This window comes from Tessaracoccus terricola (assembly GCF_054776555.1).
In genome coordinates this window covers 729,878-754,748 of record NZ_BAAHBS010000005.1, presented here as the reverse complement: position 1 = coordinate 754,748, position 24,871 = coordinate 729,878, and the positions used below count along the sequence as shown (strand labels likewise).

Genomic DNA, 24,871 nt, shown 5'->3' with positions numbered 1-24,871 from the left:
TGTAATCGCAATGAGCTGTGACTAGGTGCGTTCCCGCAGCCGTACTGCCCATTGGTAACACATTTGGGCGGCTCCCAGCTCGCCCGCAGAAGCTCGCCGGCGCGCGAACTCCCCCGCCACCGGCCCCCAGAGGAAGATGTACAAGAGCCCTTGTGGACCTTCCCGTGCTCGCCTACCGTCGCTTCCATGACCGCCATCGAGACCCTCCGTGCGGTGCACCACCCCACCCGCCGGCGCATCATCGAGTTCCTGGACCTCCGGGGCCCCAGCCGCGTGACCACCCTTGCGCGCGAGCTCGGGGCGCAGGTGGGCAGCATCAGCCACCACCTGCGCATGCTCGAGAAGTCGGGCGTCGTCGAGCGGGTCCCCGAACTGGCCACCGACGGCCGCACCAGTTGGTGGCGCAACCGTGACACCCGTATCTCGTGGTCCGTCGACGACTTCGCAGACCGACCCGCCGAACGCCTCGAGGCGAAGGCCATCGAGAAGCTCAACGTGGAGCACCAACTCCGCAAGCTGACCGCCTGGAAGCGCGAGTCCGAGAGCACCCCGGCCGAATGGCGCCGGGCCGCGTTCAGCTCGGACTCCACCGCCGTCGCCACGCCTGCCGAGCTGGCGGACCTGCAGGAGCGACTGCTGGCCACGACGCGCGAGTGGCTCGTCGGCATCGACCGCACCGACGGCCAGGAGCGCCGCCCGGTGTTCGTGTTCGTCCACGGCTTCCCGACCCGCCCGTGACCGCACCCACCAAGCCGCTGGGGCGCACTGCTCCCCCACCGTTCCGACGCGACCGCCTGGCCCACGCCTGGGTGGTCCTGAAGGCGCTCTCCGACGCCGGGGACGCAATCTGGACCATCGCGCTCGCCTGGACCGCCGTGCAGTTGGCCGAACCCGCCACCGCCGGCGTCATCGTCGCGGCCGGGACCATTCCGAGGGCGGTCATCCTGCTCCTGGGCGGCGTGGTCGCTGACCGCTACGACGCACGCCGGATCATGGTGGCGGCCAATCTGGCCCGCGTCGTCGCACTAGTCACCACGGCCGTCTGGGTGTTCAGCTCGGGTCCCTCCATCCCGCTGCTGCTGGTGGCTGCGATCGCCTTCGGGATCACCGATGCGATCCACGAGCCCGCCGGTTCCACGATCGGACGCCAACTGGTCCGGCCCGAGGACCTGCCCGCCTACAGCGGCCTGTCCCAGACCGCCACCCGGCTCGGAACCATGGGCGGCGCCGCCGTGGGTGGATTCCTCGTGGCCCACTGGGGACTCCAGGGCGCGGCCACGGTCGACGCCATCACCTTCGTGGTGGTGATCGCCTTCATCGCACTGGCACTCAAGCCTCGGTTCCCCTTGGCGCGGGCCGAGCGCGAGCCCGTGCTCCGCAGCGTCGCCCGTGGCTTCGGGCACCTGCGCCGCACCCCGCACACCCGCACCCTCGTGCTGTCCCTGCTGGGCCTCAACCTGTTCGTCGGACCCGCCCTCGGCCTCGGCCTGCCCCTGCTCGCGCTGGAGCGGGGTTGGGGCGCCCAGGCCGTCGGCATCCTGGAGGCGACGGTGGGTCTGGGTGCCGCCGTCGGCGCCCTCTCGATGCTCAAGTGGCGGGCCCGCTTCCCCGCCCGCATCGGGTTCTGCTTCCTGGTGGTCCAGGGAGCAGCCATCCCCGTGCTGGGCGTCGGGAGCTTCTGGGCTGCGGAGACGGCGTGCTTCGTCGTCGGTGTCACCGCCGGGGTGGCCTCGACGCTGCTGGGCTCGGTCTTCGCCGCCACCGTCGACGGCGCCTACTTCGGCCGCATGGTCTCCATCCAGCGGCTCGGCGACGACGTGCTGATGCCGGTGGCGATGGTGGGCTTCGGCGCGTTCGCCGGCGCGACGTCGGTGGGCCTGGCGCTGGTGGTGTTCGGGTCCACGATGGCGCTGCTCATGCTCTGGCCGCTGGCACAGCGACGCCTCCGCAACCTCCGCCTCGGTGAGGGGCAGGAGGGCACGCCCTGAGCACCCCTGCCATACACCAGTTCGGCCTGCCTGAGGCCGGCGTGCAACTCAGTGCACGTACGGGTCGGGGACACCGCCGCCGGGATAGGCTGCTGCCCAGGAATTCTTCATTGTCGAAAGGCGAACATGAGCAACCAGTCCCTCGCGAACGTCGGAGTCATCGGGATGGCGGTGATGGGGTCCAACCTCGCACGCAACCTGGCCCGCAACGGTTACGCGGTCGCCGTCTACAACCGCACCACGAGCAAGACCGACGCCGTCATCGCGGAGCACGGCCACGAGGGTGACTTCCGCCCGTCCGCCGAGCTCGCCGACTTCGTCGCGTCCCTCGAGCGCCCGCGCCGCATCATCATCATGGTGAAGGCCGGCCGCGGCACCGACGCCACCATCGACTCCCTCATCCCGCTGCTGGAGGAGGGCGACATCGTCGTCGACGGCGGCAACGCCCAGTTCCAGGACACCCGCCGCCGCGAGGAGAAGCTCCGCGGCATCGGCCTCCACTTCGTCGGCGCCGGCATCTCCGGCGGCGAGGTGGGCGCCCTCGAGGGTCCGTCCATCATGCCCGGCGGCTCCCCCGAGTCCTACGAGGCCCTCGGCCCCATCCTGGAGAAGATCTCCGCCAAGGTCGACGGCGAGCCCTGCGCCACCTACATCGGCACCGACGGCGCCGGCCACTTCGTGAAGATGGTGCACAACGGCATCGAGTACGCCGACATGCAGTTCATCGGCGAGGCCTACGTCCTCCTCAAGGCCCTCGGCCTGTCCCACACCGAGATGGCCGACGTCTTCGCCACCTGGAACACCGGTGATCTGGACTCCTACCTGATCGAGATCACCTCCGAGGTGCTGCGCAAGGTGGACGAGAAGACGGGCAAGCCGCTGGTCGACGTCATCGTCGACGCCGCGGGCATGAAGGGCACCGGCACCTGGACCGTGCAGTCCGCCCTGGACCTGGGCACCCCGGTCAACACCATCGCCGAGTCCGTCTTCGCCCGCGCCGTGTCCTCGCACCCCGACCTCCGCGCCGCTTCACAGAAGGCCCTCTCCGGCCCCGACGGCACCTTCCAGGTGGAGGACCGTGACGCCTTCATCGAGGCCATCCGCCAGGCGCTGTGGGCCAGCAAGGTGGTCGCCTACGCCCAGGGCCTGGACGAGATCCGCCAGGCCGGCGTCGAGTACGGCTGGGACATCAACGTCGCCGAGGTCGCCAAGATCTGGCGCGCCGGCTGCATCATCCGCGCCAAGCTGCTCGAGCGCATCCGCTCCGAGTACGCCGCGGGCAACCTGGTGACCCTGCTCGAGGCCCCCTCCGTGGCAGCCGACCTCGCCGCGGCGCAGGACGGTTGGCGCGAGGTTGTCGCCACCGCCGTGCGAGCAGGCGTGCCGGTCCCCGGGTTCAGCGCCGCGCTGGCGCACTACGACCAGGCGCGCGCACCGCGCCTGAACGCCTCCCTGACCCAGGGCCTGCGTGACTACTTCGGCGCCCACACCTACCGTCGCGTCGACGCGGAGGGCACCTTCCACACCAACTGGAGCACCGACGGCGCCGAGGTCGCCGCAGAGGACACGCACTGACCAACACGATCCACCAAGCACCAGCCCGCTGACGAAGGACCTTGTCAGCGGGCTGTTGCATCGTCGGCGGAGAAAGTTTGTCGAAAGTTTGTCTAAGGTGCATCCGAACCCATCCCAACCGACGAAGTACTGGGTGTGGGGCAAACCAGCCCCCGGAAGACCGAAAGGCAAGACCATGAAGCTCAGCCGCATCCTCGTCGCCGGATCCCTCGCCCTCGTGGCCACCGCGGGTTCGATCTCCCCGGCGCACGCCGACGACACCGCCACCGTTTCCATCCTGCACGGGGTGCCCGGTGCCACCGTCGACGTGTACGCCAACGGTGCTGCCCTGCTCACCAACTTCGAGCCCGGCACCCTGACCGACCCGCAGCAGCTGCCCGCAGGCACCTACGACCTCAAGGTGGTGGCTGCCGGGGCCGGAGCCGACGGCGAGGCGGTGATCGAGGCGAACGACGTGAACGTCCCCGCCGACGCGAACCTCACCGTGGTGGCCCATCTCGACACCGAGGGGAACCCGGTCCTGACGCCGTTCGTCAACGACACCGATGCCTCCCAGGAAGGGGCCCGGCTCACCGTCCGCCACGTCGCAGCCGCACCGGCGGTGGACGTCCGGGCCGGCGGTGCCGTTGTGGTTCCCGGCCTCGCGAACCCCGACGAGGCGTCCCTGGACCTGGCACCGGCGACAGTCTCCGCCGACGTCGTGGCCGCCGGCACCGACACGGTGGTCCTCGGCCCGGCGGACCTCACCCTCGCAGACAACACGAACTCCATCGTCTACGCATGGGGCTCGCTCGAGGACGAGAGCCTCGCCCTGGCAGTCCAGCAGGTGTCCCTGCAGGCCCACGCCGGCCTGCCCAGCACGGGGGCGCAGGGGCCGTCCTCCAGCCTCCCCATCGCGATCGCACTCGGCAGTGTCGTGCTCGCCACCGCCACCGTCGGCATCGCCCTCGGTCGGACGGCACGTCAGCACTCGAACATCTGAGGGTTGGTCTGACACACTTGACCCTGTGACCCTTGACGCCCCCGCCACACCGATAGGTGTGCTGGCCTCCCGCCTCGCCGCCGGCGACGCGGCGGCCCTGCGCGAGGCGTTCCAGAGGTGGTCCGGGCTGGTCCACACCATCGCCCGGGCCTCCCTCAACTCGACCACGGACGCCGATGACGTCACGCAGCAGGTCTTCATCTCGGCCTGGAACTCCCGCGCATCCCTGCGGGCCAGCGACGAGGCCCTGCCTGCGTGGCTCATCGGCATCTGTCGTCTGAAGGTCATCGATGCGCTGCGGGCACGCAGCCGGGGCCAGCGCAAAGCCACCGCCGCGGCGGAGATCCTGGAGGCTCCCGCCACCGGACTCGACGCCGTGATCGATGCGGTGGTCGTGCGGGACGCCCTGGCCGCGCTGGGTGACCCCAGGGGACAGATCCTGCGGATGGCCTACCTGGAGGACCGCACCCACGACGAGATCGCCCGCGCGCTCTCGCTCCCCCTTGGCACGGTGAAGAGCCACGTCCGTCGCGGTCTCGAGAGGCTCCGTGCGATCTTCGAGGAGGTGGACCATGACCCCCGATGAGGAGTTGCCCCTGGAAGCCGTGGCGGAGCGGTTGCGCCGCGCCGCTGCCGCCGAGCCGGTGCGATCGGTTCCATCCCCCGGAACCTGGGAGGCGATCGTGGCCGCCACCGGCATCGGATCCGCTGCTGCTCCCGCTGCCCCCGGCCTGGGACGCAGGGCATGGTTGCTGGGGGCCGGCGGGCTGCTTGCCGGTGCAGTTCTGGGCGGAGTCACCGTCGGGCTCATCCCGGACCGGCCAGACCAGGACGACGAGTTCGTCCGCAGCGCCGTCCTCACCCCCTTGGAGGACCCCGACGACCAGTGGGGAACCGCCGAGCTCCTCCGCGACGGCGCCCGCCACGTCCTGCGAGTCGAGGTTCCCGAGGGACTGGAGAACCCCGGCGGATACGTCGAGGCCTGGCTGATCAACGTCGACGGGGCACGCATGATTTCAGTCGGCGTGTTCGCTCCCGGGACCAGTGGCAGCTTCTTGGTCGACTCCGCGCTGGTGGAAGCCGGCTACCTGGTCGTCGACCTCTCGCGGGAGCAGTTCGACGATGAGCCACGCCATTCCGGGGACACGATCGTCCGCGGCCAACTCACCTAGGACTGTCCGCCGGCACTGGCACAATGTCCACATGACAGGCACCGAAGCTGCGCTGACCCGGTTCTCCGCGCCGGCACGCGCCTGGTTCGCCGACGTCTTCAGCTCCCCCACCCCGGTGCAGGCAGCAGCCTGGGAAGCCATCGCGCAGGGCCGCAACGCCCTGGTCGTGGCCCCCACCGGCTCCGGCAAGACGCTGGCCGCCTTCTTCCATGCGCTGGACCAGTTGTCCAGCAGTCCGAAGCCACCGGGCACCGGCACCCGCGTGGTCTACCTCTCTCCCCTGAAGGCACTCGGGGTGGACGTGGAGCGCAACCTGCGAGCCCCACTCGTGGGAATCGGGCGCACGGCGGAGCGTCTGTCGCTGGAGGTGCCGCAGGTCACCGTGGGGGTGCGCTCCGGGGACACGACGCCGCGGGAACGGGCCGCGCTGGTTCGGCGCCCGCCCGACATCCTGATCACCACACCCGAGTCCCTGTACCTGATGCTCACCTCCAGCGCCCGCTCCACCCTGACCGACGTCCGGACGGTCATCATCGACGAGATCCACGCCATGGCAGGCACCAAGCGGGGTTCCCACCTGGCACTCACCCTGGAGCGTCTGGACGCGCTGACGGGCCGCGACGTCCAGCGGATTGCGCTGTCGGCAACCGTCCGTCCGATCGACGCGGTCGCGGCCTTCCTGGGTGGGGACCGCCCGGTGGAGGTGGTGGCTCCCCCGGCGGAGAAGCGCTGGGACGTCTCCGTGCGGTTGAGCGTCGAGGACATCACGCAGCCCGGCCCACCCCCGGGCACGGTGCCCGAACCCCTCGACCCGCTGCTGGACGCCCCGCCGGAGACCACCGAGTCACTGTGGCCGCACGTCGAGGCCGACGTCTACGAGGCCGTCATGGCGGGACGCTCCACGCTGGTCTTCACGAACTCGCGGCGCACCGCCGAGCGGCTCACCGCCCGGCTGAACGAGATCTGGGCCGAGCAGCACGACCCGGACTCCCTCGCCGCCCCGGCCCGCCGCCCTCCGGCGCAGGTGATGGCCGCCTCCGACGAGGTGGGCGCGGCCCCCGCCGTGATCGCCCGAGCGCACCACGGATCGGTCAGCAAGGAGGCGCGTGCGGAGATCGAGGCGGCGCTGAAGTCGGGCGAGCTGAAGTGTGTGGTGGCCACCTCGTCGCTGGAACTGGGCATCGACATGGGCGCGGTGGACCGGGTGATCCAGGTCTCGGCCGCGCCGTCGGTGGCCAGCGCCCTGCAGCGGATCGGGCGGGCCGGCCACGACGTCGGCGCCGTCTCGCGCGGGACGGTCCATCCCCTGTTCCGCGGGGACCTGGTGCCGGCCGCGGTGGTCACGGAGCGGATGCTGCGGGGCGAGATCGAGGAGGTCCACATCCCGCGCTCGCCGCTGGACGTGCTGGCGCAGCAGACGGTGGCCGCCGCCGTCGCCGCGGGCGAGGCGGGCCTGGAGGTGGACGCCTGGTACGACGCCGTCCGCCGCGCCATGCCGTACGCGGGTCTGGACCGGTCCCTGTACGAGTCGGTGGTGGAGCTGCTCACCGGGGCCTACCCCAGCGCAGACTTCGGGGACCTGCGGGCCCGCCTGGTGCAGGACGCCGGGTTCCTGCACGCCCGCCCGGGGGCGTTGCGCCTGGCCGTCACCTCCGGCGGCACCATCCCGGACCGCGGCCTGTTCGGGGTGTTCCTCGCCGGCGAGGAGGGGCCCGGCCGACGGGTCGGTGAGCTGGACGAGGAGATGGTCTACGAGTCCCGGGTGGGCGACGTGTTCGCCCTCGGCGCCTCGTCGTGGCGCATCGTGGAGATCACGCGGGACCAGGTGCTGGTGGTACCCGCCCCGGGGCACACCGGTCGGCTGCCGTTCTGGCACGGGGAGCAGGAGTCGCGGCCCGCCGAGCTGGGACGCCAGATCGGAAGGTTCCATCGCGAGGTGCTGCGGCGCCCCGATCGGCTCGAGCGTCCCGAACTGGAACCTAACGTCCGGGATAACATCCGCAGTTACCTGGCCGAACAGCGGGAGGCCACCGGCCAGGTCCCCGACGACACCACGGTGCTGGTGGAGAGGTTCCGCGACGAGGTGGGCGACTGGCGCTTCGTCCTGCACAGCCCACTGGGCCGGGCGGTGCTGGCGCCCTGGGCGCTGGCCATCGGCGCGTCCCTGCAGGCGGCCACCGGGATCGAGGTGGTCCCCACCGCCTCCGACGACGCCATCATCTGGCGCCTGCCGGACAGCGAGGCGGCGGAGAACGTAATCGACCACCTGCTGGTGGACCCCGACGAGATCGCCGACGTGGTCACCACCGAGGTGGGCAGCACCGCCCTGTTCGCCGCCCGGTTCCGCGAGTGCGCGGCCCGCGCCCTCCTGCTGCCGCAGCGCAACCCCGGCCGCCGCAGCCCCCTGTGGCAGCAGCGACAGCGCGCCAGCCAGCTGCTGGAGGTGGCCAGGCACCACCCCAGGTTCCCCATCATCATCGAGACGGTCCGGGAGGTGCTGCAGGACGTCTACGACCTGCCCGGCCTGACAGAGTTGCTGCGCGGCCTGCAGCGCGGCGCCGTCCGCGTCGTGGAGGTCACCACCTCCACCCCCAGCCCCTTCGCCGCCACCATGCTGTTCCGCTACACCGGCGAGTTCATGTACGCCGGCGACACCCCGCTGGCCGAGCGGCGCGCGGCCACCCTCTCCATTGACCCCGCACTCCTGGCCGCCGTGCTCGGCACCGTGGACCTGCGGGAACTGCTGGACCTGGACGTCATCGAGGAGGTGGAGGCCGAACTCCAGCACACCTCGCCCCAGCGCCACGCGCGCAACCCGGAGGAGTTGGCAGACCTGCCCCGCCTCCTGGGGCCCGTCCCGCTCGCGGGGCTGCGGACACGCCTCACCGCCGAACTCGCCGAAGGCCTGGACGACGCCCTCGCCGCCCTGACGGGACGCGTGTTCCAGGTCCAGCTGGCCGGGCAGCCACACCTTGCCGCCGCCGCGGACCTGACACTGCTGCGGGACGCCCTCGGGATCCCCCTGCCCCCGGGCGCGCCCGAATCGGGCACGGATCCGGGCCGCGACCCCCTCACCCAACTGGTGCTGCGATACGCCCGCACCCATGCCCCGTTCACGACGGCGCAGGTGGCGGCGGCGTTCCAGCTCGGCAACGCGACGGCGGAACTCGTGCTCGAGCGCGAGCTGGCCGCGAAGCGCCTGGTCAAGGGCCACTTCACCCCGGGCCGCAGCGAGCCCGAGTACTCCGACCCGGACGTGCTGCGCCGGATCCGCAGCCGCTGCCTGAACGCGGCCAGGGCGCAGATCCAGCCGGTCTCCACCACCGGGCTGGCGCGCTTCCTCTCGTCGTGGCACGGGATCGACGAACGCCCCCTCTCCAGCCCCGACGAGGTGCTCGTGGCGCTGCAACGCCTGGGGGCGGCAGCCCTGCCGGCCAGCGCGTGGGAGACCCAGGTGCTCCCGGCCCGGCTCCGCGACTACTCACCGGCCCACCTGGACACCCTGGTGGCCGAGGGCGAGGTGCTGGTCCGGGTGCGCGGCAGCCTCGGCCCGGAGGACCCGCTGGTGGCCCTGGTCCCGACCGCAGACCTGGACCTCCTCGCCCCGGCACCGCCAACCGACCCGGCGCTGCAGGAGTTGGCGGACGAGGTCGCCGCCGCGGGCGGACTGTTCACACAGGTCCGTTCGGGCCGCGACGGCAGCGACTCCCTCGTCAGCACGCCCGAACTGGTGGAGACCTGGTGGCGCGCCGCCGAGGCCGGGCTGGTGGCGCCGACTTCGATGGCTCCGGTCCGGGCCCGGATAGGCGGGCCCGGCCGGGCTGGCCACAAGAGCCCGCGGGCCAATCCACGTTCCCGGGCCCGACTCCCCCGGCCCGGCCGGGCACTGCTGGGCCGCCCCAGCGCCGACGGAGCGCCACCGGCGGTGGCGGGGCGCTGGTACCGGGTGACCGACCCGGAGCCCGCGGCCGCCCAGCAGGCCATCGCGCGCGTCTCGGCCTGGCTGGAGCGCCACGGCGTGATCACTCGCGGCGCGGTCGTCGCCGAGGACAACGAGGGCGGTTTCGCCGCGGCCTACCGGGTGCTGGCCGAGCTGGAGCGGGCCGGGAAGGTGGTGCGCGGCTACGTAGTGGAAGGGCTGGGCGGGTCACAGTTCGCTACGTCGGCCACCATCGACCACGTCCGCGGGTTCGCCGACAGCCCGGACGAGACCCAGTGGCCGTCGGGCGCCACCAGTCCGTCGCCCGTGGTGATGTCCGCCCTGGACCCCGCCAACCCGTACGGCAGCGTCGTCGCGTGGCCGGCGCATCCCACGGCACGCCCCTCCCGCGCGGTGGGGGCAGTGGTGGTGCTGGCCGACGGGCTCTGCCTGGCGCACCTGACCCGCGGTGGCCGCAACCTGACCATCTTCGACGGGACTGACGGTGGCCCGGACCGCGCCACCCGCGTGTCCCTGGTGGGGCAGGCGCTGCAGCAGGCCGTGGACGAACGTCGGATGGCGCGCATCCGGGTGGAGGAGATCGACGGCGAGCGGGCCGGCGTGGGCGCAGACGTCGAGGCCCTCCTCCGGGCCGGGGCGAGGATCACACCGCGCGGGGTCTCGTTCGAGGCTCACCGTGCCTGAGGGCGATTCGGTCCACCAACTGTCCCGACGCCTCGCGCCGCTGACCGGGCGACGGGTCACCGCCTGGGACGCGCGCACCCCGGCACTGGCCACCACAGACGCCACCGGCGCCGTAATCCGAAGGGTGTGGCCGTGGGGCAAGCACTTGTTCTGGGAGCTGGCCACCCCCGCCGGCAGCGACATCCTGCACACCCACCTGAAGATGGAGGGCAACTGGCGCGTCCACCCGGTGGGGACACGCTGGGGTCAGCCGGCGCACACCGCCAGGCTGGTGGTGCGCGTGGAGGGCTCCCCGGACCCGGCCCGCGAGGTGGAGCTCGTGGGCCACCAGCTGGGTCTGGTGGAACTGTGGCCCGCCGAGCAGTACGCCGCCCGCACCTCCCACCTCGGCCCAGACCCCCTGGGACCGGACTGGGACTCCCCCGGACGCTGGTCCACCTCCGGACGCGACGAGGCCGTCCGCAGGCTGGTGGCGCAGCGGGACACCACCATCGGCGAGGCCCTGCTGGACCAGCGCGTGCTGGCCGGGCTCGGCACCATCTACCGGGCGGAGACCTGTTTCCTGCTGGGAGTCCACCCTGGTGCGGACGTCGCCGCCCGGGACCCCGGCGAGGTGGTGGACCTGGCGGCCCGGCTGCTCAAGTTCAACGCCGACCGTCCGGTGCGGGTCTTCACCGGCGACGAACGCCGCGGCGCCAACACGTGGGTGCACAGCCGCACCCGACTCCCCTGCCACCGCTGCGGCACCACGATCCGTCAGGGCCTCCTCGGGGGCGCGAACAGCGTCGCGGACCCGAAGGTGGACCAGCAGCGCGCCACCTGGTGGTGCCCCACCTGCCAGCCGACGCCATGACGAAACTCCTGAAAATAGTTATCCACAGCTGAGCGCAGGCCCCTCCGGGAGTGCGCTAGTGGCCTCCTAGCCTCTGGCAGACAAGAAGGAGGCCACCCATGCCAACCAACCCTCGGTCCCGCTCCCGGCGGACCATCCCCGCTGCAGTCTGCCTGCTCCTACTCGTCGCCTGCGCGCCCGCGTCCGACCCCGCGCCACCTGACCCGACGCCACCTTCCGCCCCTGAACAGACCACCCCAGCCTCCACCCCGTCGGTCCCTGCGACGGAGCCACCGGGATCCGATCCCAACCCCACGCCGGAGCCCGTCGCGGAACTCGCCGCCGTGGAGTGCCCGGAGGTGGACCGGGAGCTCTCCGAGGTGGAGCGCAGGCTGCTCGTGGAGCCCGCGCCCTTCTCCGGCGAGGCCTTCGACGCCGACGCAGTCCTCGGGGCGATCGAACCCAGACACCCTGCGGACCTCGAGGGCTGGGCCGCCCACATCCGTTCCCAGATCCAGGCAGAGTACGCGCCGACGGTGTGCGAGACCATCGGTTTCAGTGCCGCCATCGGCGCCCCGCGAACAACCCCGGAGGAGTCCGCGGTCCCGGCCCCGGAGGATGCTCCGGTGGGACGCAACCACTTCGCGCTGGTCCTCGACGCCAGCGGCTCGATGGCGGCGGCCTCGGCCGGCGAGACGAGGATGACCGCCGCCAAGGCGGCACTCGGGTCCTTCACCGAGGAGCTGCCGGCGGAGTCCACGGTCAGCGTCCGTGTCTACGGCCACGAGGGCAGCAACCGCGACGCGGACAAGGCCGTCTCCTGCGCGGCCTCGGAGCTGGTCTACCAGGGGACGGATCCCGACGCCGTCGCCGCCGGCATCGCGGACGTCAAGCCGGTGGGCTGGACGCCGCTCGCGAAGGCGATCACCGACGCCGCCGGGGACATCCCAGAGGGCACCACGGACGCCATCGTGTACGTGGTGACCGATGGTTTGGAGACCTGCGACGGTGATCCGGTGGCGGCCGCCTCCCAGCTGGCTGCTTCCGGGGTGGCTCCCATCGTCAACGTGATCGGGTTCGACGTCGGGGACGCTGACCTGGCTGCGCTGCAGGCCATCGCCGAGGCCGGTGGTGGCGAGTTCACGCGCGTCGGCTCCGAAGCGGACCTGCGCAAACATTGGGAGGACGAGCAACGACGGATGGCCGCGGCCTGGCGGGAGTGGCGCAACGAGGAGCTGGGCCGCATCAGGCAGCAGGGCATCGAGAACACCCGACGTGCCGGGCAACTCGCCGGCACACTCAAGGAGCTCGCCCACGCCCAGCACGAGCAGGCCTCCCAGGTCCTGGACCTGATGCGCTCGCGGGAGACCCTTCCGAAGCGAGACCTGGACAACCTGCGCTGGCTCCTCGACGACCAGCGCAAGGAGGTGACCAACTACGCCTTCGACACGGGCAACGCCAACGAGGCGGCGGCGCTGGCGGCCCTGGCGGACCGTTGGACGGAGGTGTACGACACGGGCAACAGCAAGTGGTTGGAGTACTACGAGAAGGCTCGAGGTGAGGCCTGACCAGAGTGTCCGGATTTACAACGTCGTAGACTGTCGCGCCTCCATCCTTGCCTCCCGGTGCTCGTCGCCAGCCTGCGCACCTGCGGCGGCAGCCGCAACGGCGGCATCGATCCGTGCCTGTACGGCCGCGTTCGAACGGCGGCGGTAGGCACGTGCCCCCAGGACCAGTCCCGCAAGGGCCACCAGCAGCGCCAACTGTGCCCATGGGATCGCCCAGGCCCCGAAGTCGGCGGATCCCGCCGACAGGGCGGCCTCGACGGCATCCTCCCCCACCACGGCCGGGACGACGCTCACCTCGCCGGAGACACGGAACAGGGGCCAGACCGGCAGCTCGACCTCTTCGGAGACGCCCTGCCCGGGCAGGATCTCCCGGGTCTCGACGGAGACGCTCTCCGCCAGCACGCCGAACGGACCCTGGACCGTTGTCGTGGCCTCGCCGCCCAGCCGGACGTTGCCGGCGTTGGACTGGACGTAGGAGACCTTCAGGACGCCCGGGGCGAACGGGTTCCAGGAGTGTTCATAGGAGACCTGGAGGTCCTCGGCGCTGAGCTTGCCGACGATGTCGCCGCTCACGCGCAGGTGCGCACGGACCCCCACGCGGGTGCTGAAGGCCACCCCGGAGGGGTCCTCGGGATTGAGTTCGGCCACGATTCCGGCCGGGTGGTCCCCCGGAGTGGCGTTCTCGGGCACCTGGATGGTGACCGGCACCACGACGGTCTCGCCCGGGGCGGTCTGGATGGTGAGGCCGCCCCCTGCGCGCGGGGTGGCACCGGAGACCGACTCGAGCGTGATCCAGAGGCCACCATCGGTGGACTCCTCCCCACGCGGGATCAGGTCGAAGTTGCCGGAAGCCGTGACGGTGCCGTCGCTGGCATAGACGTCGAAGCTCACCGGTCGGTCACTGAAGTTCGTGAGCGCGAGCGCATCGGCCGCCTGCTCACCTTCGGCGAGGGTGTGCCGGAGCGACACCCTCCCATCAGCCTCCTCGCCAGTGGCAGGCCTGAGGGCCCACGAGAGCTTCTGGGACGGCTGGGCCGGATTCGGCGTCGCCTCTCCGTCGGTGGGTCCCGGATCGGCCGCCGCGATCCAACCGCCTCCAGCGGCCAGCACCACGGCCATGACAATCGCTGCAAGCGCAGCACTCCACTTCATCTTCGCCCCTTCGAGCTCTTCGTTGCGGTTGATCGGTTGGGGAGCCTGGACCGTGGTCGGCCGGGGAGTCCGGCCGACCACGGTCACTGATTCACTGCGTCAGTCGACGGGGAACAGGGTCACCGTCAGCTGGCCCTGGTAGGCGCCCGGCTGGGTACCCACCGGGACCTCCAACTGGAGGTCGGCACCGAGCGTCGCGGAACCGAAGCGCCCCTCGGAGTCCGCACTGGCGAGCTCCGCCGGCGTCCCGAGCCCGGGACCGCCGTCCAGGACCGAAGCCACTGGGGCGCCGGCTTCCAGACCCGCAACGGGGGTGAGCACTTCCGGAGTCCATCCGAGGTGGTCGGCCGTGATGGTGCGGGCCTCCGACGCGAACGCGTCGGCCTGGACCGTCACCGCCCACCCACCAAGACCCGCCTGCTGGGCAGTCCGGGAGTCGGAGACGGTCACTTCCGGCAGTTCGCCGGTCAACCGCAGCCGGTCCCCGACGTTCTCGGGCTCCGAGAGCGCGAGCCCGCTGCCGTAGTCGGCCACCGTGAGGGCGAGCACACCGTTCTCCCCTTCGGGGATGACCGCCTCCACCGGGATCCCTTCACTGGTGTCCGCAGTGAAGAGCCGCGGCAGGAAGTCGATCAGCGACTTCTGCCAGACGTCCCAGCTGTGCGGACCCGGGATGATCGGTGCGAACTCGTGGTTGACACCCCGATCATTGAGCGAGTCCAGCAGGGACATCGTCGCGCCGTAGGTGAAGTCCTGGAAGTCACCGGTGTAGATCCGCAGGAGCTTCGTGCCTGCGTTGACCCCATCCACGTCGGTGTCCTCGGGAACCTGCCCGAAGGTGGAGAACAGCCCGATGTAGGCGAACTCCCCGGGGAACGCCCAGAGGGTTGACAGGGCGTGCCCGGACCCCATGGACAGCCCTGCCAGCGCACGCTGTGCGGGATCGGAGCTGACGTTGTAGTCGGCCTCGACCGTGGTTGCGATTCGATCGGTGAGCTCAACCGGGAAGTTGACCCCGTTGCCGTTGGCCATGACGACGACCATCGGCTGGATGTTGCCCTGCAGGTAGTGGTTGTCCAGGATCTGCGCGGCGAAACCGACCTCGATCCAGTCGGCCCAGGTCTGTCCACCACCGTGCTGGAGGTAGAGCACCGGGTAGGGGTCCTCGCGGTCGGCGTCATAGCCCGGAGGCGTCCACACGTAGGCGGCGCGCTCCTGCTCACCGGCGGTGCTCGGGTAGTCCATGATGGTGACTTCGCCACGATCGGCTTCGGGGACATCAGCGGTGAACCGGGCCCGAACGCCGTCGCCGGCGACGTGGAAGGTGCTCCACGTGGGCTCCGAGACGACGCTGGAGGGGTTGTTGGCGTCCTTGTGGTCCACGCCGTCGACGATGAACTTGTAGTAGTACGAGCCGCCGTCCAGCGGGAAGGTCACCCGCCACCGGCCGTCGTCCTGCTTGGTCATGGGCATCTGCGGCCAGCTGCCGGAGACGCCCCAGTTGCCCCACAGCTCGACACGGCTGGCGTCGGAGAACTCCGGGCCGGTCTCGAAGGTCACGATCCCGTTGTCAACCCAGGGGGTCGGGGTGGTGCCGGGAGCAGGGAGCGAGTGCGGAACCAGATCGCGGTGCCCCTCACTCGGGCCGTTGTCCTCCACGTCCTGGAACAACCGGGACGCGAAGTCATGGAGGCTCATCTGCCACAGGTCCCAGCTGCCGCCCGCATCAGGGTTGGAGCCGTCGGACTCGAACTCAACGCCCGCTGCGGTCAGCTTCTCCGCCAGCGCGACCGTGGCGTTGTAGGCCGGATCAGTGGTGTTGCCCACGTAGAGGCGGATGAGATCGGTCGAGTCGTTGATCTGCGCCGCCTTGGCTGCGTTCACACTGCTCACCAGGCTGCCGGAGAACGACCCGACCTTCGTGAACACGCCCGGATCGGTCAACAGCAGGTTGAGCGCCTGCGACGCGCCCCGGCCGATGCCGGCGATCGCCTGATCCGCGGGATCATCGGAGACGTTGAACTGCGCACGCGCAGCCGGAACGATGTTGTCCAGCACCTCGGCACGTGCATCCTTCGACGCGCCATCGCCCATCACGACCACCATCGGCTCGATGGCACCCTCGACGGCGAGGTTGTCCAGGATCTGCCCGAGCCGTCCCAGCTCAGACCACTCCTGGTGACTCTGGCCCTTGTCCTGCAACAGGTACAGCACCGGGTACGGCTCGGCCCGGTCGGGATCGTAGCTCGGCGGCGTCCAGACCAATGCCGAGCGGGGGGCCTTGGCCACCGTGCTCTGGTACTCGACGGTCACCAGTTCGCCGCCCGCGGGAACGTCAGCCAGCCACTCCGCTCCAGGACCGGGGACGAAGAGCGTGTTGAGCGCCGGCTTCCCGGTCACCTGCTGCGGGCTGGCAGGGTTTCGGAATGCCACCATTTCCCCGTCCTCGGGGAATGCCCTGTACTCGTAGTAGTAGAAGCCGGGGTCCAGCGGACCGATGGTGGACCTCCAGCCGCCGTCGTTCTCACCGGCGCCGTAGGGCATCCAGTTGTGCGAGTCCCCGAAGTTGCCCTGGACGTGCACCCCCGTCACCGGACCGCCGGCCGCGTCTGTGGCGGCACTGCCCGGCACCAGGAACTGGAACACGTTCTCCGAAGGTTCGGAGATCCACGAGTCCTCACCTGCCGCGGACGCCGTCGGCGCCACCCAGAGCGTGCCGAGGACGAGCGCCGAGGTGGCTGTCACCGCCGCCCATTTCCTACTGGTTGCATGGCGGCCTGGCCGCCGAATTATCGTTGCGTTCAACTCTGAACTCCTTGTATCTGGATGCGCTGGTTGCGCATTCGCGTTCCGACCCGCCACCTTGAGTGGCGGCGGCATGCAGCAACACCGGTGAGTTGCAACGATCTACGACGCAAGAGAGATTTACAACGTCGTAAACTCGCCCTTTCATCCTTGTCGCCGCAGGGGTCAGTGTCAATAGTCTTGCCAAGCAACTTTTCCACCGTTCGGGTGTGGCTCGAAGCATCCGGGCAGGCTTGCGGCCACCCGCGCCGATCGATGATTCGCGCTGCGGGTGGCTGTCATTCCGGTGACGTTGGGGTCGGCCGGCTAGCGGTCCTCGTACGAACTGATGACCGAGACCTTGCTCGCTGACGGCGAGTCGGGGTCGAACTCATGGTTGAGGAACTCCTCAGCCAGGCGGAGCGCGAGCTGCAGCCCGATGACCCGTTCACCGAGGCACAGCACCTGGGCGTTGTTGGACTTGACCAACCGCTCCACGGAGTAGGAGTCGTGCGCCGTGCTGGCCCGCACCCCGTGGACCTTGTTCGCGGCGATCGCCACCCCCATCCCCGTCCCGCAGACGAAGATCCCCCGGTCCGCCCGGGCATCTGCGATCAGATCGGCACCGGCCACTGCGAGGTTTGGGTACGGGTTCGCGTCGGACGCGTCTGAGACGCCCACGTCGATCACCTCCACCACGTTCTCGTGCGAGCGCAGCATGGCAGCAATGGCTTCCTTGTACCCCACGCCGGCCTGGTCTGCGGCAACCACCACCCTCAAGCCCTTCATGAATCCTCCTGTCCCGGTTCGTCGGTCTCCTGGGCGAGCGCTCCGACGATTGCCGCCACGCAGAGGGCGAACGAGTACGCACCCGGGTCGGCGTGGCCGATGCTGCGCTCTGCGAGAGGGCGGGCACGGCCCCTCCTGGGGCGCAGTTGCGACGTCTGGTCCGCTGCATCCCTGGCCGCTTGGCTGGCCAAGGCCCACGCCTGTGGGATTGGCTTGCCCTCACCCACGGCGAGGGCCAGGGCTTCGCGGAACGGCACAGCCGCGTCGATGATGGTCTTGTCCCCCACCTCCGCCTTGCCCAGCCTGGCGATGGCTGCCACGTAGGCTGCCACGGCCTCGACGATGTCCTGACGGTCGGCCGCTCGTTGGTTGCCGAGTCGGGCGCCGAATGCCTTCAGGGCCGCACCCCAGAGCACGCCGGATGCCCCACCCGCGTTGTCCGCCCACGCGTCGCCTGCCGCAGCAAGGACTCCTTCGGCACCCCACCCGTCAGCGTGGGCCCTGCCGGCGGCTTCGGTTGCGAAGTCGATGCCACGGACCATGCCGCGCCCGTGGTCACCGTCGCCCGCGATGGCGTCGATCCTGCCCAGTTCGTCCTCGGCCGCACGCAGCGCCGAACGCATGGCGTCCAGGCCGCGTAGGACCCGGGCGGCGTCCCGCCGGGAGTCCGGGCTCCCTACCGCAGACGTCTGGGCAGGGGCGGCAGCAGTTCCGGAGACCGTCGTGGCTCCCGTGCCGACGGGGCGCGTCAGGTGTCCACGCCGCCAGGCCGGAGTGTCGGCCGGGTCCAGCCACAGTTCTTCCAGCTGCTCGTCCAGCCAGCACAGCGTCAGTGACACTCCTCCCATGTCGAGGCTGGTGACGAGCTCGCCCACCTCTGGGCCGACGAGGTCGAGCCCCTCCTCGCGGAGCCGACGCGCCACGATCCCCCAGAGCAGGAACAACTCCTCGTACTTGGTGGCTCCGAGCCCGTTGAGGATGGGGGCGACCCGGCTGCCGGCACCTTCGGGACGCTCGGCGAGGAGTCGGCCGACCATGACCTCCGCAAGTTCCGCGGCGGGCAGCCACGCGACGTCCTCGAGCCCGGGCTCGCCGTGGATCCCCAGGCCGAGTCCCATCATCTTGTCGGGGACGGTGAAGTGGGGGGCCTCAGCCCCCGGGAACGTGCAGCCGCTGAAGGCGAGGCCGATGGTGAACGTCCTCGCGTTGGCCCGCTCACCCGCACGCTGCACCGCATCGATGTCCCAGCCCCGCTCGGCGGCCGCCCCCATCACCTTGAACACGATGAAGTCTCCCGCGATGCCTCGACGCTGGTCCCTCTCGTGCGGTTCGGCGCTCGCGACGTCGTCGGTGACCACCACCTGCCGCGCATCGATTCCCTCGGCCTGGAGGCGTTCTCCCGCGAGTCCGAAGTTCATGACGTCACCGGCGTAGTTGCCATAGGTGTAGATGACGCCGGCGCCGGTGTCGGCCGCCCGGCCGACCGAGGATGCGTCAGCCGCGGAGGGCGAGGTGAACAGGTTGCCGATGACCGCGCCGTCGGCGAAGCCCGGACCGACGAGCCCTGCGAAGGCCGGGTAGTGGCCCGAGCCTCCACCGACGAGCACGGCGACCTTGGGCGTCGGGGAGATGTCTGTGCGCACCACCCCGCCCGGCACCCGTCGCACGCGGTCGGCGTGGAGATCTACGAAGCCGGCCACGGCCTCGGCCGTGAAGTCGGCGGGATCATTGTGGATGGTGGTCATGGCCTCGGCCTCGATTCGGTGGTGTTCGGGATCGGTCCTGCCGGCCGCCAGACCACGGTCGTCGTCCGACCGGGCGCCAGGGACGCGACGGGGCCGGCAGCACGGCGCCCGTCGTCGGCGGTGCGGGCGCCGGTCAGGTCGGTGTCCAGGACCAGTTCTGCGCCGTCGGGCGTCTCGAACTCGGCGTCGACGAAGCGCACCCTCCCCAGGTGGCGGCCGGTCACCACTCCGAGTGCCCGGGGGTCGAAGGCGTCGGGAAGTTCCGCTTCCAGCAGCACGCTGCCGTCGGGCCGTGCGACCACACTGAGGCTCCCGTGCCCGACTCGGGTACTGCCCGGCTCGGCTTCGAAGGCCCGGACGTCGCCGAGGTAGGTGTTGTCCCGGATGTGGACTCCCTGCTTGACCCCGGCGAAGCGTCGGTGGTCGCCGGGGCGGGCTCCGGTGATCCGGAGGTACTCCTCGAAGCTGGCGGGGTACCCGTCGTAGACCTCCGTGCCCCGACCGACGACGGCCTCGGCCGGCAGGTCCACGCGGTAGGGTTCGCTGCCCGGGTCACCGGCGAAGATGTTGCCGATCATCCTGTCGTCCCCGCCGACGATGACCGCGTAGCCGGAGACTCTGGTGCTGTGTGGCCGGTGGTAGGGGGTCGCACGGTCGAGCACCGTTTCGAGGCGGAGCGAGCCGAGGAAGAGGTTGTTGACGTAGGCGCCACCCTGGGAGAAGTTCTCCAGCGAGACCTCCGAGGCGAGGATGTTGTGGTCCACCACGTACGGGCCATGGCTGACCTCGATGAAGACGTCGCGGCTGTTGCGGTGGAGGACGTTCCGGGTGACGCGGGTGCCTTGGGTCTGCCAGTCGAGCCACAACCCGAGGGAACAGTCGTGGATGTTGTTGCCCACGATCTCGACGTCGATCGGGGCGTGCAGCTTTATGCCTGCGATCTCGTGTCCGTAGAACTGTCGACGGGTCCCGATGCGGAAGACGTGGTTGTCCGAAATGGTGGAGAACACGCACCCGAGATGACCCACGATCCCGTTCTGCCCGCAGTCGTGGATCGTGTTGCGACGAACGACGTGCGATCCCACCCGGTCCCTTGTCCACCCGATGTCCTCGGCCGTGAACACCGCCTCGAGTTGGTACTGGTACCCGGGCTTGTCCCTACGCGTCGTGGCCAGGTTGTGGCCGGTGCGAGCTTCCTTCCCGAGCGAGATGGCCGAGCATTTCGAGTCATGCAGGACGTTGTCCTCGATGATCCAGCCCTTGGCCCAGTTCGGGCCCACCATTCCGGGCTGGTCCGCGGTGGGCGGCGCCCAGGACGTGGCGGCGTGACAGATCTCGAAGCCCCGGACCGTGATGTAGTCGACGTGGTTGGCCTCGGGTTGGAACACCGAGCGCCTGACGTTGATCTCCACCAGCCGCGACCGGGGGTCGGCGCCGCCGAAGTTCGCCGTGAGGACGGTGGTGGCTGCCGTGACCTCGGCGTGCCAGAGCAACGGCTGCTCGGGCCGGCCGCTCGGCTGGGGCCGCCCGGTCCAGTCGTCGACCGGTTCGGCAGGCACTCCCGGTTCGGAGACCGCCTCGGCAGATTCGACTTCCGTGAGCGCCACGCCGTCGAGGTAGACCTCGCCCAGGTGGAGCGGGGCTTCGTCCGCGCTCGGGCGCAACAACCAATCGCCCTGGATGGTCTCCACGTACGGGTTGAAGTCACCGAACACCTCGTTGGCGACGGTGGCGCGCCACACGCCTGCCCCCAAGTGCTCCCAGTCGCGGACTTCCTCGGAGCCGGTCAAGACGACGTGCTCCCCCTGCGCCGCGGTGAAAACGATGCGCCGGTTGTTCCCGAGGCCACCGCGCGGCGGCCTGACCCACTCCCGGTACTTGCCGGCGTGGACCACCACGGTGTCACCGGGCCGTGCCCTGCGGGCGGCCTCGTTCACCGTTGCCACCGGATGGTCGGCCGAGCCGTCATCGGTGTCCGAGCCGTGCTTGGCGACGTGGATCCTCACGTGTCCTCCCCCTCGGTTCGGGTGCGGCCGGCGATCAGGGCTGCGACGGCCGAGTCGTCCTGGGCGTCCAGCCCGGCTCGCAGAGCCGTTCGGTAGAGGTTCTCCGCGGCGGTTGCGACGCCCGTCGGCAGGCGGTGGGTACGGGTCAGTTCGCCCACGATCCCCATGTCCTTGGAGATGACGTCGGTCCGTGACCGGAGCTCGGGCTCCCGCCCCCGGAGCTGGTCGACCATTCGCGGTCCCCTGTCGGCCAGCATGAAGGAGGCGGCTGCCCCCTGTCCCAGGACCTCCACGCAGCGGTCCAGGTCCAGCCCCATCGCGTCAGCCAGCGCCAGCGCCTCTGCCGCGGCGGCGGTGTGGATCCCGCACAGCAGCTGGTTGACGGTTTTCATGTTCTGGCCGTCCCCCACTCCCCCGACGACCACCAGGCTCGAGGCCAGCTGTTCCAGCAGGTCATGGGCCGCCTCCAGGTGCTCCGACTCGCCGCCGACGGTGATGAGCAGGTCCCCGGCACGCGCCCGCAGCGTCCCTCCGGAGACCGGGGCGTCGACCAACCCCACCCCGAGCCTCCTGAGTCGTTGGTCCACCGTCGTGACCGAGCGGGCCCCGACGGTGGAGGTGACGATGACCACGCTGCCGGGTTCGAGGTGGGCGGCGGCGCCGTCGTCGGAGAAGAGGACGTGCTCCAGCTGCGCCCCGTCCCGGACCGCCACGACGACGTGGGTGGCAGCGGTGGCAGCCTCCCGTACGGAGTCCGCAGCCATCACCCGTTCGTCCTTCGCAAGTTTTCGACGAGCTGGGGCCGGGTCGAAGCCCCGCACCTCCCATCGCTCCGCGAGCCTGGCCGCCATGGGCAGGCCCATCGCTCCCAACCCGAGCACTGCAATCCCGGTCCCCATCACGCCACCGTCGGCTTCCCGGTCTCGCCCAGCGCCACGGCGAGCATCCGTCGGATGTAGTCACGGTTGGCCGCGGAGACGCTCAGACCGTCACCGCCGTAGTGCTCGACGCAGAAGGCCCCGGTGAACCCGGCCTCGATCGCGATCTGGATGGCGCGTCGGTAGTTGGCGCTGCCCGAGACCATCGGCGCGGGGATGCTCACCACGTTTCCGGCCGCGTCCTCGCTGCGCCAGTAGTTCTTCACGTGCCAGTAGTTCGAGTGCGGCAGGCAGCGCTCGACTGCGGCCAGGAAGTCCTCGACGGGGCGGTGGAGCCGGAACAGGTTGCCGAGGTCCGGGTTGAGTCCGACGTTGTCCAGACCGATGTCGTTGACCAGGCGTACCGCGGACTCCGAGGACCCGAGCAGCGTGTCCTCGTACATCTCGAGCGACATCTTGAGTCCCAGTTCGGCAGCGTGAGTTCCGAGTTCACGGAGTCTGGCCACGGCCGTCGCCCGGGTGCGCTTGTCGGTCTCGTCCACCGGACCGGGCACGGTCCAGAACCAGAACGCGTCGCGCTGGGCCGGCGTGAGTGGGCGGTGCAGTCCGAAGGAGACGACGTCGGCCCCGACCGCGCGGGACGCCTCGAGCACCCGGTGCGAGTAGGCGAGGTTCTCGGCCCCGGCCGTCGGGTCGATGACGCTGCGCCTGATGGCCGACACGGCGACGGGACGGAGGGCTGCCCCCTCCAGCGCCTCGACGAGCTCCTCGAGTCGACGCTGCGGGAGGTCTCCGATCCGCACCCAGTTGTCGGTCAGGTCCACCTCGCTGAAGCCCTCCGCTGCCACCTCGGCCAGTTGACCGGGCCACGCCGCCGGGTTCTCCTGGGATTCCGGGAACGGCAGCATGGCAGCTGCGATCGGCCATGTCTGCGCCGACAATCCGGACTCTTCAACGTTGTATTTCGGGTGCTGGTTCATTCTTGTCTCCTGGGGTGGCGGTGGCGGGGCTGCTGGGGATGCCCTATTACTGGAGCTTCAGCGCCGTCCAGGACACCGGGGGCAGGGTCACCCGCACCACGCCGTCCTCGAACGAGACACTGTCGTTCGGCCCCGGGGAGACACGTTCGGGCTCGGCCAGCGTGTTGGCCGCGTGCACGTCGGCATCGGCCAAGGTCACCGCGGAGGCCACGGAGCGCGCACCCAGGCTCGCCGCGTCGATGGTCAGTTCAACTGCCTCGGTCATGCTCCGGTTCACCAGGAACACAGCGGTGTGCCCAGCATCTGCGTCGCGGGTCGCGACGGCGTCGACGACCGGGACCTCCCCGTACTCCGCGGTCTCCTGGCTGGGGCTCTCGAGCTTGAGTTCGAGCGCCTCACCGGTGGCGAGCTCCGAGGTGATGGCGAAGGGGAAGAAGGTGGTCTGCCGCCAGGCCGGTCCGCCGGGCTCGGTCATGATCGGGGCGATGACGTTGACCAGTTGCGCGAGGCTCGCGGACTTCACCCGGTCACAGTGGCGCAGCAGTGAGATCAGGAGATTGCCGAAGACCACCGCGTCCATCACCGTGTAGCTGTCCTCGAGGAGCCGGGGAGCGACGGGCCACGATTCGACGTCGGTGATCTTGTCCACGTTCCGGTACCGCGACTGGTACCAGACGTTCCACTCGTCGAAGGAGATCAACATCTTCTTCTCGCTGCCCCGGACCGCCTGCACGTGGTCGGCCGTTGCCGCCACCGCCTCGATGAATCGGTCCATGCCCACCGCCGATGCGAGGAAACTGTCGTAGTCGCCATCCTTCGGCTCGTAGTAGGCGTGGCACGAGATGTAGTCGACGACGTCGTAGGCCTGCTCAAGGACCACCCGCTCCCATTCCCCGAAGGTGGGCATGGATGCACTCGAGCTCCCGCAAGCGATGAGTTCCAGGCTCGGGTCCACCTGGAGCATCGCGCGGGCCGTCTTCGTGACCATGGACGCGTACTCCTCGGCGGTACTGTGACCGAGCTGCCACGGGCCGTCCATCTCGTTGCCGAGGCACCACATGCGGACGTTGTGGGGCTCGGGATGCCCGTTGGCCACCCGCATGTCGGACCAGTGCGTCCCCGAGCGCACGTTGGCGTACTCCAGGACATCCAGGGCCTCGAGGACACCTCGGGTACCGAGGTTGACCGCGTACATCATCTCGCTGTCCACGCGCTCCAACCACTTGGCGAACTCGTCGAGACCGATCTGGTTCGTCTCCGTGGAGTGCCAGGCCAGGTCCAGCCGACGCGGGCGCTGCTCCTTCGGCCCCACCCCGTCCTCCCACCTGTAGCCGGAGACGAAGTTCCCTCCCGGGTAACGAATCGTGGAGACCCCGAGCTCCCGGACGAGCTCGACGACGTCGCCGCGGAAGCCGTCCTCGTCGGCCGAGGGGTGGCCGGGCTCGTAGATGCCGTCGTACACACAGCGGCCGAGGTGTTCCACGAACGAGCCGAAGAGTCGGCGGTCGACGGCCCCGATCGTGAAGTGGGGGTCAAGGGTGAGGTGTGCCTGGTTCATCAAACTCTTTCGGGGCTTCGGGAGTCGTGGCTGGGTCAGATCGCATCAGTGCAATCAGCGGGGCCCGACCTCGGGGGCGGCATTTCCAACGTTATAAATTCTGGGCCCGGTGCCCCTATTTGTCAAGCCATGGGAGAAATCCTTCGTCGGTCTCGACCCAACCACCCACCCCTGACCCGAACTGCCTCGAGCCATGGCTAGTATGGATTTGTTCCATCGCGGGAGTTTCTGTCGTCGG

Annotated in this window: 17 protein-coding genes; 9 read left to right on the top strand and 8 right to left on the bottom strand. The window is 70.2% G+C overall.

Annotation, left to right across the window (positions count from 1 at the left end; all coding sequences use genetic code 11):
• Positions 1–51: 51 nt before the first annotated feature.
• From ACYU7G_RS13435 to ACYU7G_RS13395, 9 genes are all read left to right on the top strand, one after another.
• Positions 52–738 (top strand): ArsR/SmtB family transcription factor, encoded by a 687-nt coding sequence (locus ACYU7G_RS13435; RefSeq protein ID WP_461108640.1) that lies wholly within the window; start codon positions 52–54, stop codon positions 736–738.
• Positions 735–1,988, top strand: a complete 1,254-nt coding sequence (locus ACYU7G_RS13430) for an MFS transporter (protein WP_461108638.1) — start codon at positions 735–737, stop codon at positions 1,986–1,988. The genes ACYU7G_RS13435 and ACYU7G_RS13430 overlap by 4 nt, the downstream gene beginning before the upstream one ends.
• Positions 1,989–2,114: 126 nt before the next feature.
• The gene (gene gndA, locus ACYU7G_RS13425) at positions 2,115–3,563 is read left to right on the top strand and encodes an NADP-dependent phosphogluconate dehydrogenase (RefSeq protein WP_461108636.1); all 1,449 of its coding nucleotides are present in this window, start codon (positions 2,115–2,117) and stop codon (positions 3,561–3,563) included.
• Positions 3,564–3,738: 175 nt separating this feature from the next.
• On the top strand, positions 3,739–4,545 hold the full coding sequence (locus ACYU7G_RS13420) for a DUF4397 domain-containing protein (protein ID WP_461108634.1): 807 nt from the start codon (positions 3,739–3,741) through the stop codon (positions 4,543–4,545).
• A gap of 25 nt (positions 4,546–4,570) precedes the next feature.
• Entirely contained in the window at positions 4,571–5,131 is a 561-nt protein-coding gene (locus ACYU7G_RS13415) for an RNA polymerase sigma factor (protein ID WP_461108633.1), read from the top strand.
• Complete coding sequence (locus tag ACYU7G_RS13410) at positions 5,118–5,717, top strand: anti-sigma factor (RefSeq protein ID WP_461108631.1); 600 nt, start codon at positions 5,118–5,120, stop codon at positions 5,715–5,717. The genes ACYU7G_RS13415 and ACYU7G_RS13410 overlap by 14 nt, the downstream gene beginning before the upstream one ends.
• Positions 5,718–5,748: 31 nt before the next feature.
• The gene (locus ACYU7G_RS13405; protein WP_461108629.1) at positions 5,749–10,341 is read left to right on the top strand and encodes an ATP-dependent helicase; all 4,593 of its coding nucleotides are present in this window, start codon (positions 5,749–5,751) and stop codon (positions 10,339–10,341) included.
• On the top strand, positions 10,334–11,194 hold the full coding sequence (locus ACYU7G_RS13400; RefSeq protein ID WP_461108627.1) for a DNA-formamidopyrimidine glycosylase family protein: 861 nt from the start codon (positions 10,334–10,336) through the stop codon (positions 11,192–11,194). The genes ACYU7G_RS13405 and ACYU7G_RS13400 overlap by 8 nt, the downstream gene beginning before the upstream one ends.
• 98 nt (positions 11,195–11,292) lie before the next feature.
• Entirely contained in the window at positions 11,293–12,741 is a 1,449-nt protein-coding gene (locus tag ACYU7G_RS13395; protein WP_461108625.1) for a vWA domain-containing protein, read from the top strand.
• Positions 12,742–12,756: 15 nt separating this feature from the next.
• On the opposite strand, the gene ACYU7G_RS13390 is transcribed toward ACYU7G_RS13395, so the two are convergent.
• From ACYU7G_RS13390 to arfA, 8 genes are all read right to left on the bottom strand, one after another.
• Positions 12,757–13,893: a COG1470 family protein gene (locus tag ACYU7G_RS13390; protein WP_461108623.1), complete on the bottom strand. Its 1,137-nt coding sequence runs from the start codon at positions 13,891–13,893 to the stop codon at positions 12,757–12,759.
• A gap of 99 nt (positions 13,894–13,992) precedes the next feature.
• On the bottom strand, positions 13,993–16,638 hold the full coding sequence (locus ACYU7G_RS13385; RefSeq protein ID WP_461108621.1) for an alpha/beta hydrolase-fold protein: 2,646 nt from the start codon (positions 16,636–16,638) through the stop codon (positions 13,993–13,995).
• 366 nt (positions 16,639–17,004) lie between these two features.
• Positions 17,005–17,466, bottom strand: coding sequence for a ribose-5-phosphate isomerase (locus tag ACYU7G_RS13380; RefSeq protein ID WP_461108619.1), 462 nt, complete (start codon positions 17,464–17,466; stop codon positions 17,005–17,007).
• On the bottom strand, positions 17,463–19,211 hold the full coding sequence (locus ACYU7G_RS13375; protein ID WP_461108617.1) for a dihydroxyacetone kinase family protein: 1,749 nt from the start codon (positions 19,209–19,211) through the stop codon (positions 17,463–17,465). Before ACYU7G_RS13375 ends, ACYU7G_RS13380 begins: the two co-directional genes overlap by 4 nt.
• A complete protein-coding gene (locus tag ACYU7G_RS13370) occupies positions 19,208–21,217 on the bottom strand; it encodes a right-handed parallel beta-helix repeat-containing protein (RefSeq protein WP_461108615.1) in 2,010 nt (669 codons plus the stop codon). Before ACYU7G_RS13370 ends, ACYU7G_RS13375 begins: the two co-directional genes overlap by 4 nt.
• Positions 21,214–22,116, bottom strand: a complete 903-nt coding sequence (locus tag ACYU7G_RS13365; protein ID WP_461108613.1) for an NAD(P)-dependent oxidoreductase — start codon at positions 22,114–22,116, stop codon at positions 21,214–21,216. The genes ACYU7G_RS13370 and ACYU7G_RS13365 overlap by 4 nt, the downstream gene beginning before the upstream one ends.
• The gene (locus ACYU7G_RS13360; protein WP_461108611.1) at positions 22,116–23,075 is read right to left on the bottom strand and encodes a sugar phosphate isomerase/epimerase family protein; all 960 of its coding nucleotides are present in this window, start codon (positions 23,073–23,075) and stop codon (positions 22,116–22,118) included. The genes ACYU7G_RS13365 and ACYU7G_RS13360 overlap by 1 nt, the downstream gene beginning before the upstream one ends.
• Positions 23,076–23,121: 46 nt before the next feature.
• Entirely contained in the window at positions 23,122–24,633 is a 1,512-nt protein-coding gene (gene arfA, locus ACYU7G_RS13355; RefSeq protein ID WP_461108609.1) for an arabinosylfuranosidase ArfA, read from the bottom strand.
• Positions 24,634–24,871 lie beyond the last annotated feature (238 nt).

Coding starts and splice junctions, on each gene's coding strand:
- ACYU7G_RS13410 (WP_461108631.1), top strand. CDS start 5,118: ATGACCCCCGATGAGGAGTTGCCCCTGGAAGCCGTGGCGGAGCGGTTG.
- arfA (WP_461108609.1), bottom strand. CDS start 24,633: ATGAACCAGGCACACCTCACCCTTGACCCCCACTTCACGATCGGGGCC.
- ACYU7G_RS13390 (WP_461108623.1), bottom strand. CDS start 13,893: ATGAAGTGGAGTGCTGCGCTTGCAGCGATTGTCATGGCCGTGGTGCTG.
- ACYU7G_RS13375 (WP_461108617.1), bottom strand. CDS start 19,211: ATGACCACCATCCACAATGATCCCGCCGACTTCACGGCCGAGGCCGTG.
- ACYU7G_RS13420 (WP_461108634.1), top strand. CDS start 3,739: ATGAAGCTCAGCCGCATCCTCGTCGCCGGATCCCTCGCCCTCGTGGCC.
- ACYU7G_RS13380 (WP_461108619.1), bottom strand. CDS start 17,466: ATGAAGGGCTTGAGGGTGGTGGTTGCCGCAGACCAGGCCGGCGTGGGG.
- gndA (WP_461108636.1), top strand. CDS start 2,115: ATGAGCAACCAGTCCCTCGCGAACGTCGGAGTCATCGGGATGGCGGTG.
- ACYU7G_RS13365 (WP_461108613.1), bottom strand. CDS start 22,116: ATGGGGACCGGGATTGCAGTGCTCGGGTTGGGAGCGATGGGCCTGCCC.
- ACYU7G_RS13360 (WP_461108611.1), bottom strand. CDS start 23,075: ATGAACCAGCACCCGAAATACAACGTTGAAGAGTCCGGATTGTCGGCG.
- ACYU7G_RS13395 (WP_461108625.1), top strand. CDS start 11,293: ATGCCAACCAACCCTCGGTCCCGCTCCCGGCGGACCATCCCCGCTGCA.
- ACYU7G_RS13405 (WP_461108629.1), top strand. CDS start 5,749: ATGACAGGCACCGAAGCTGCGCTGACCCGGTTCTCCGCGCCGGCACGC.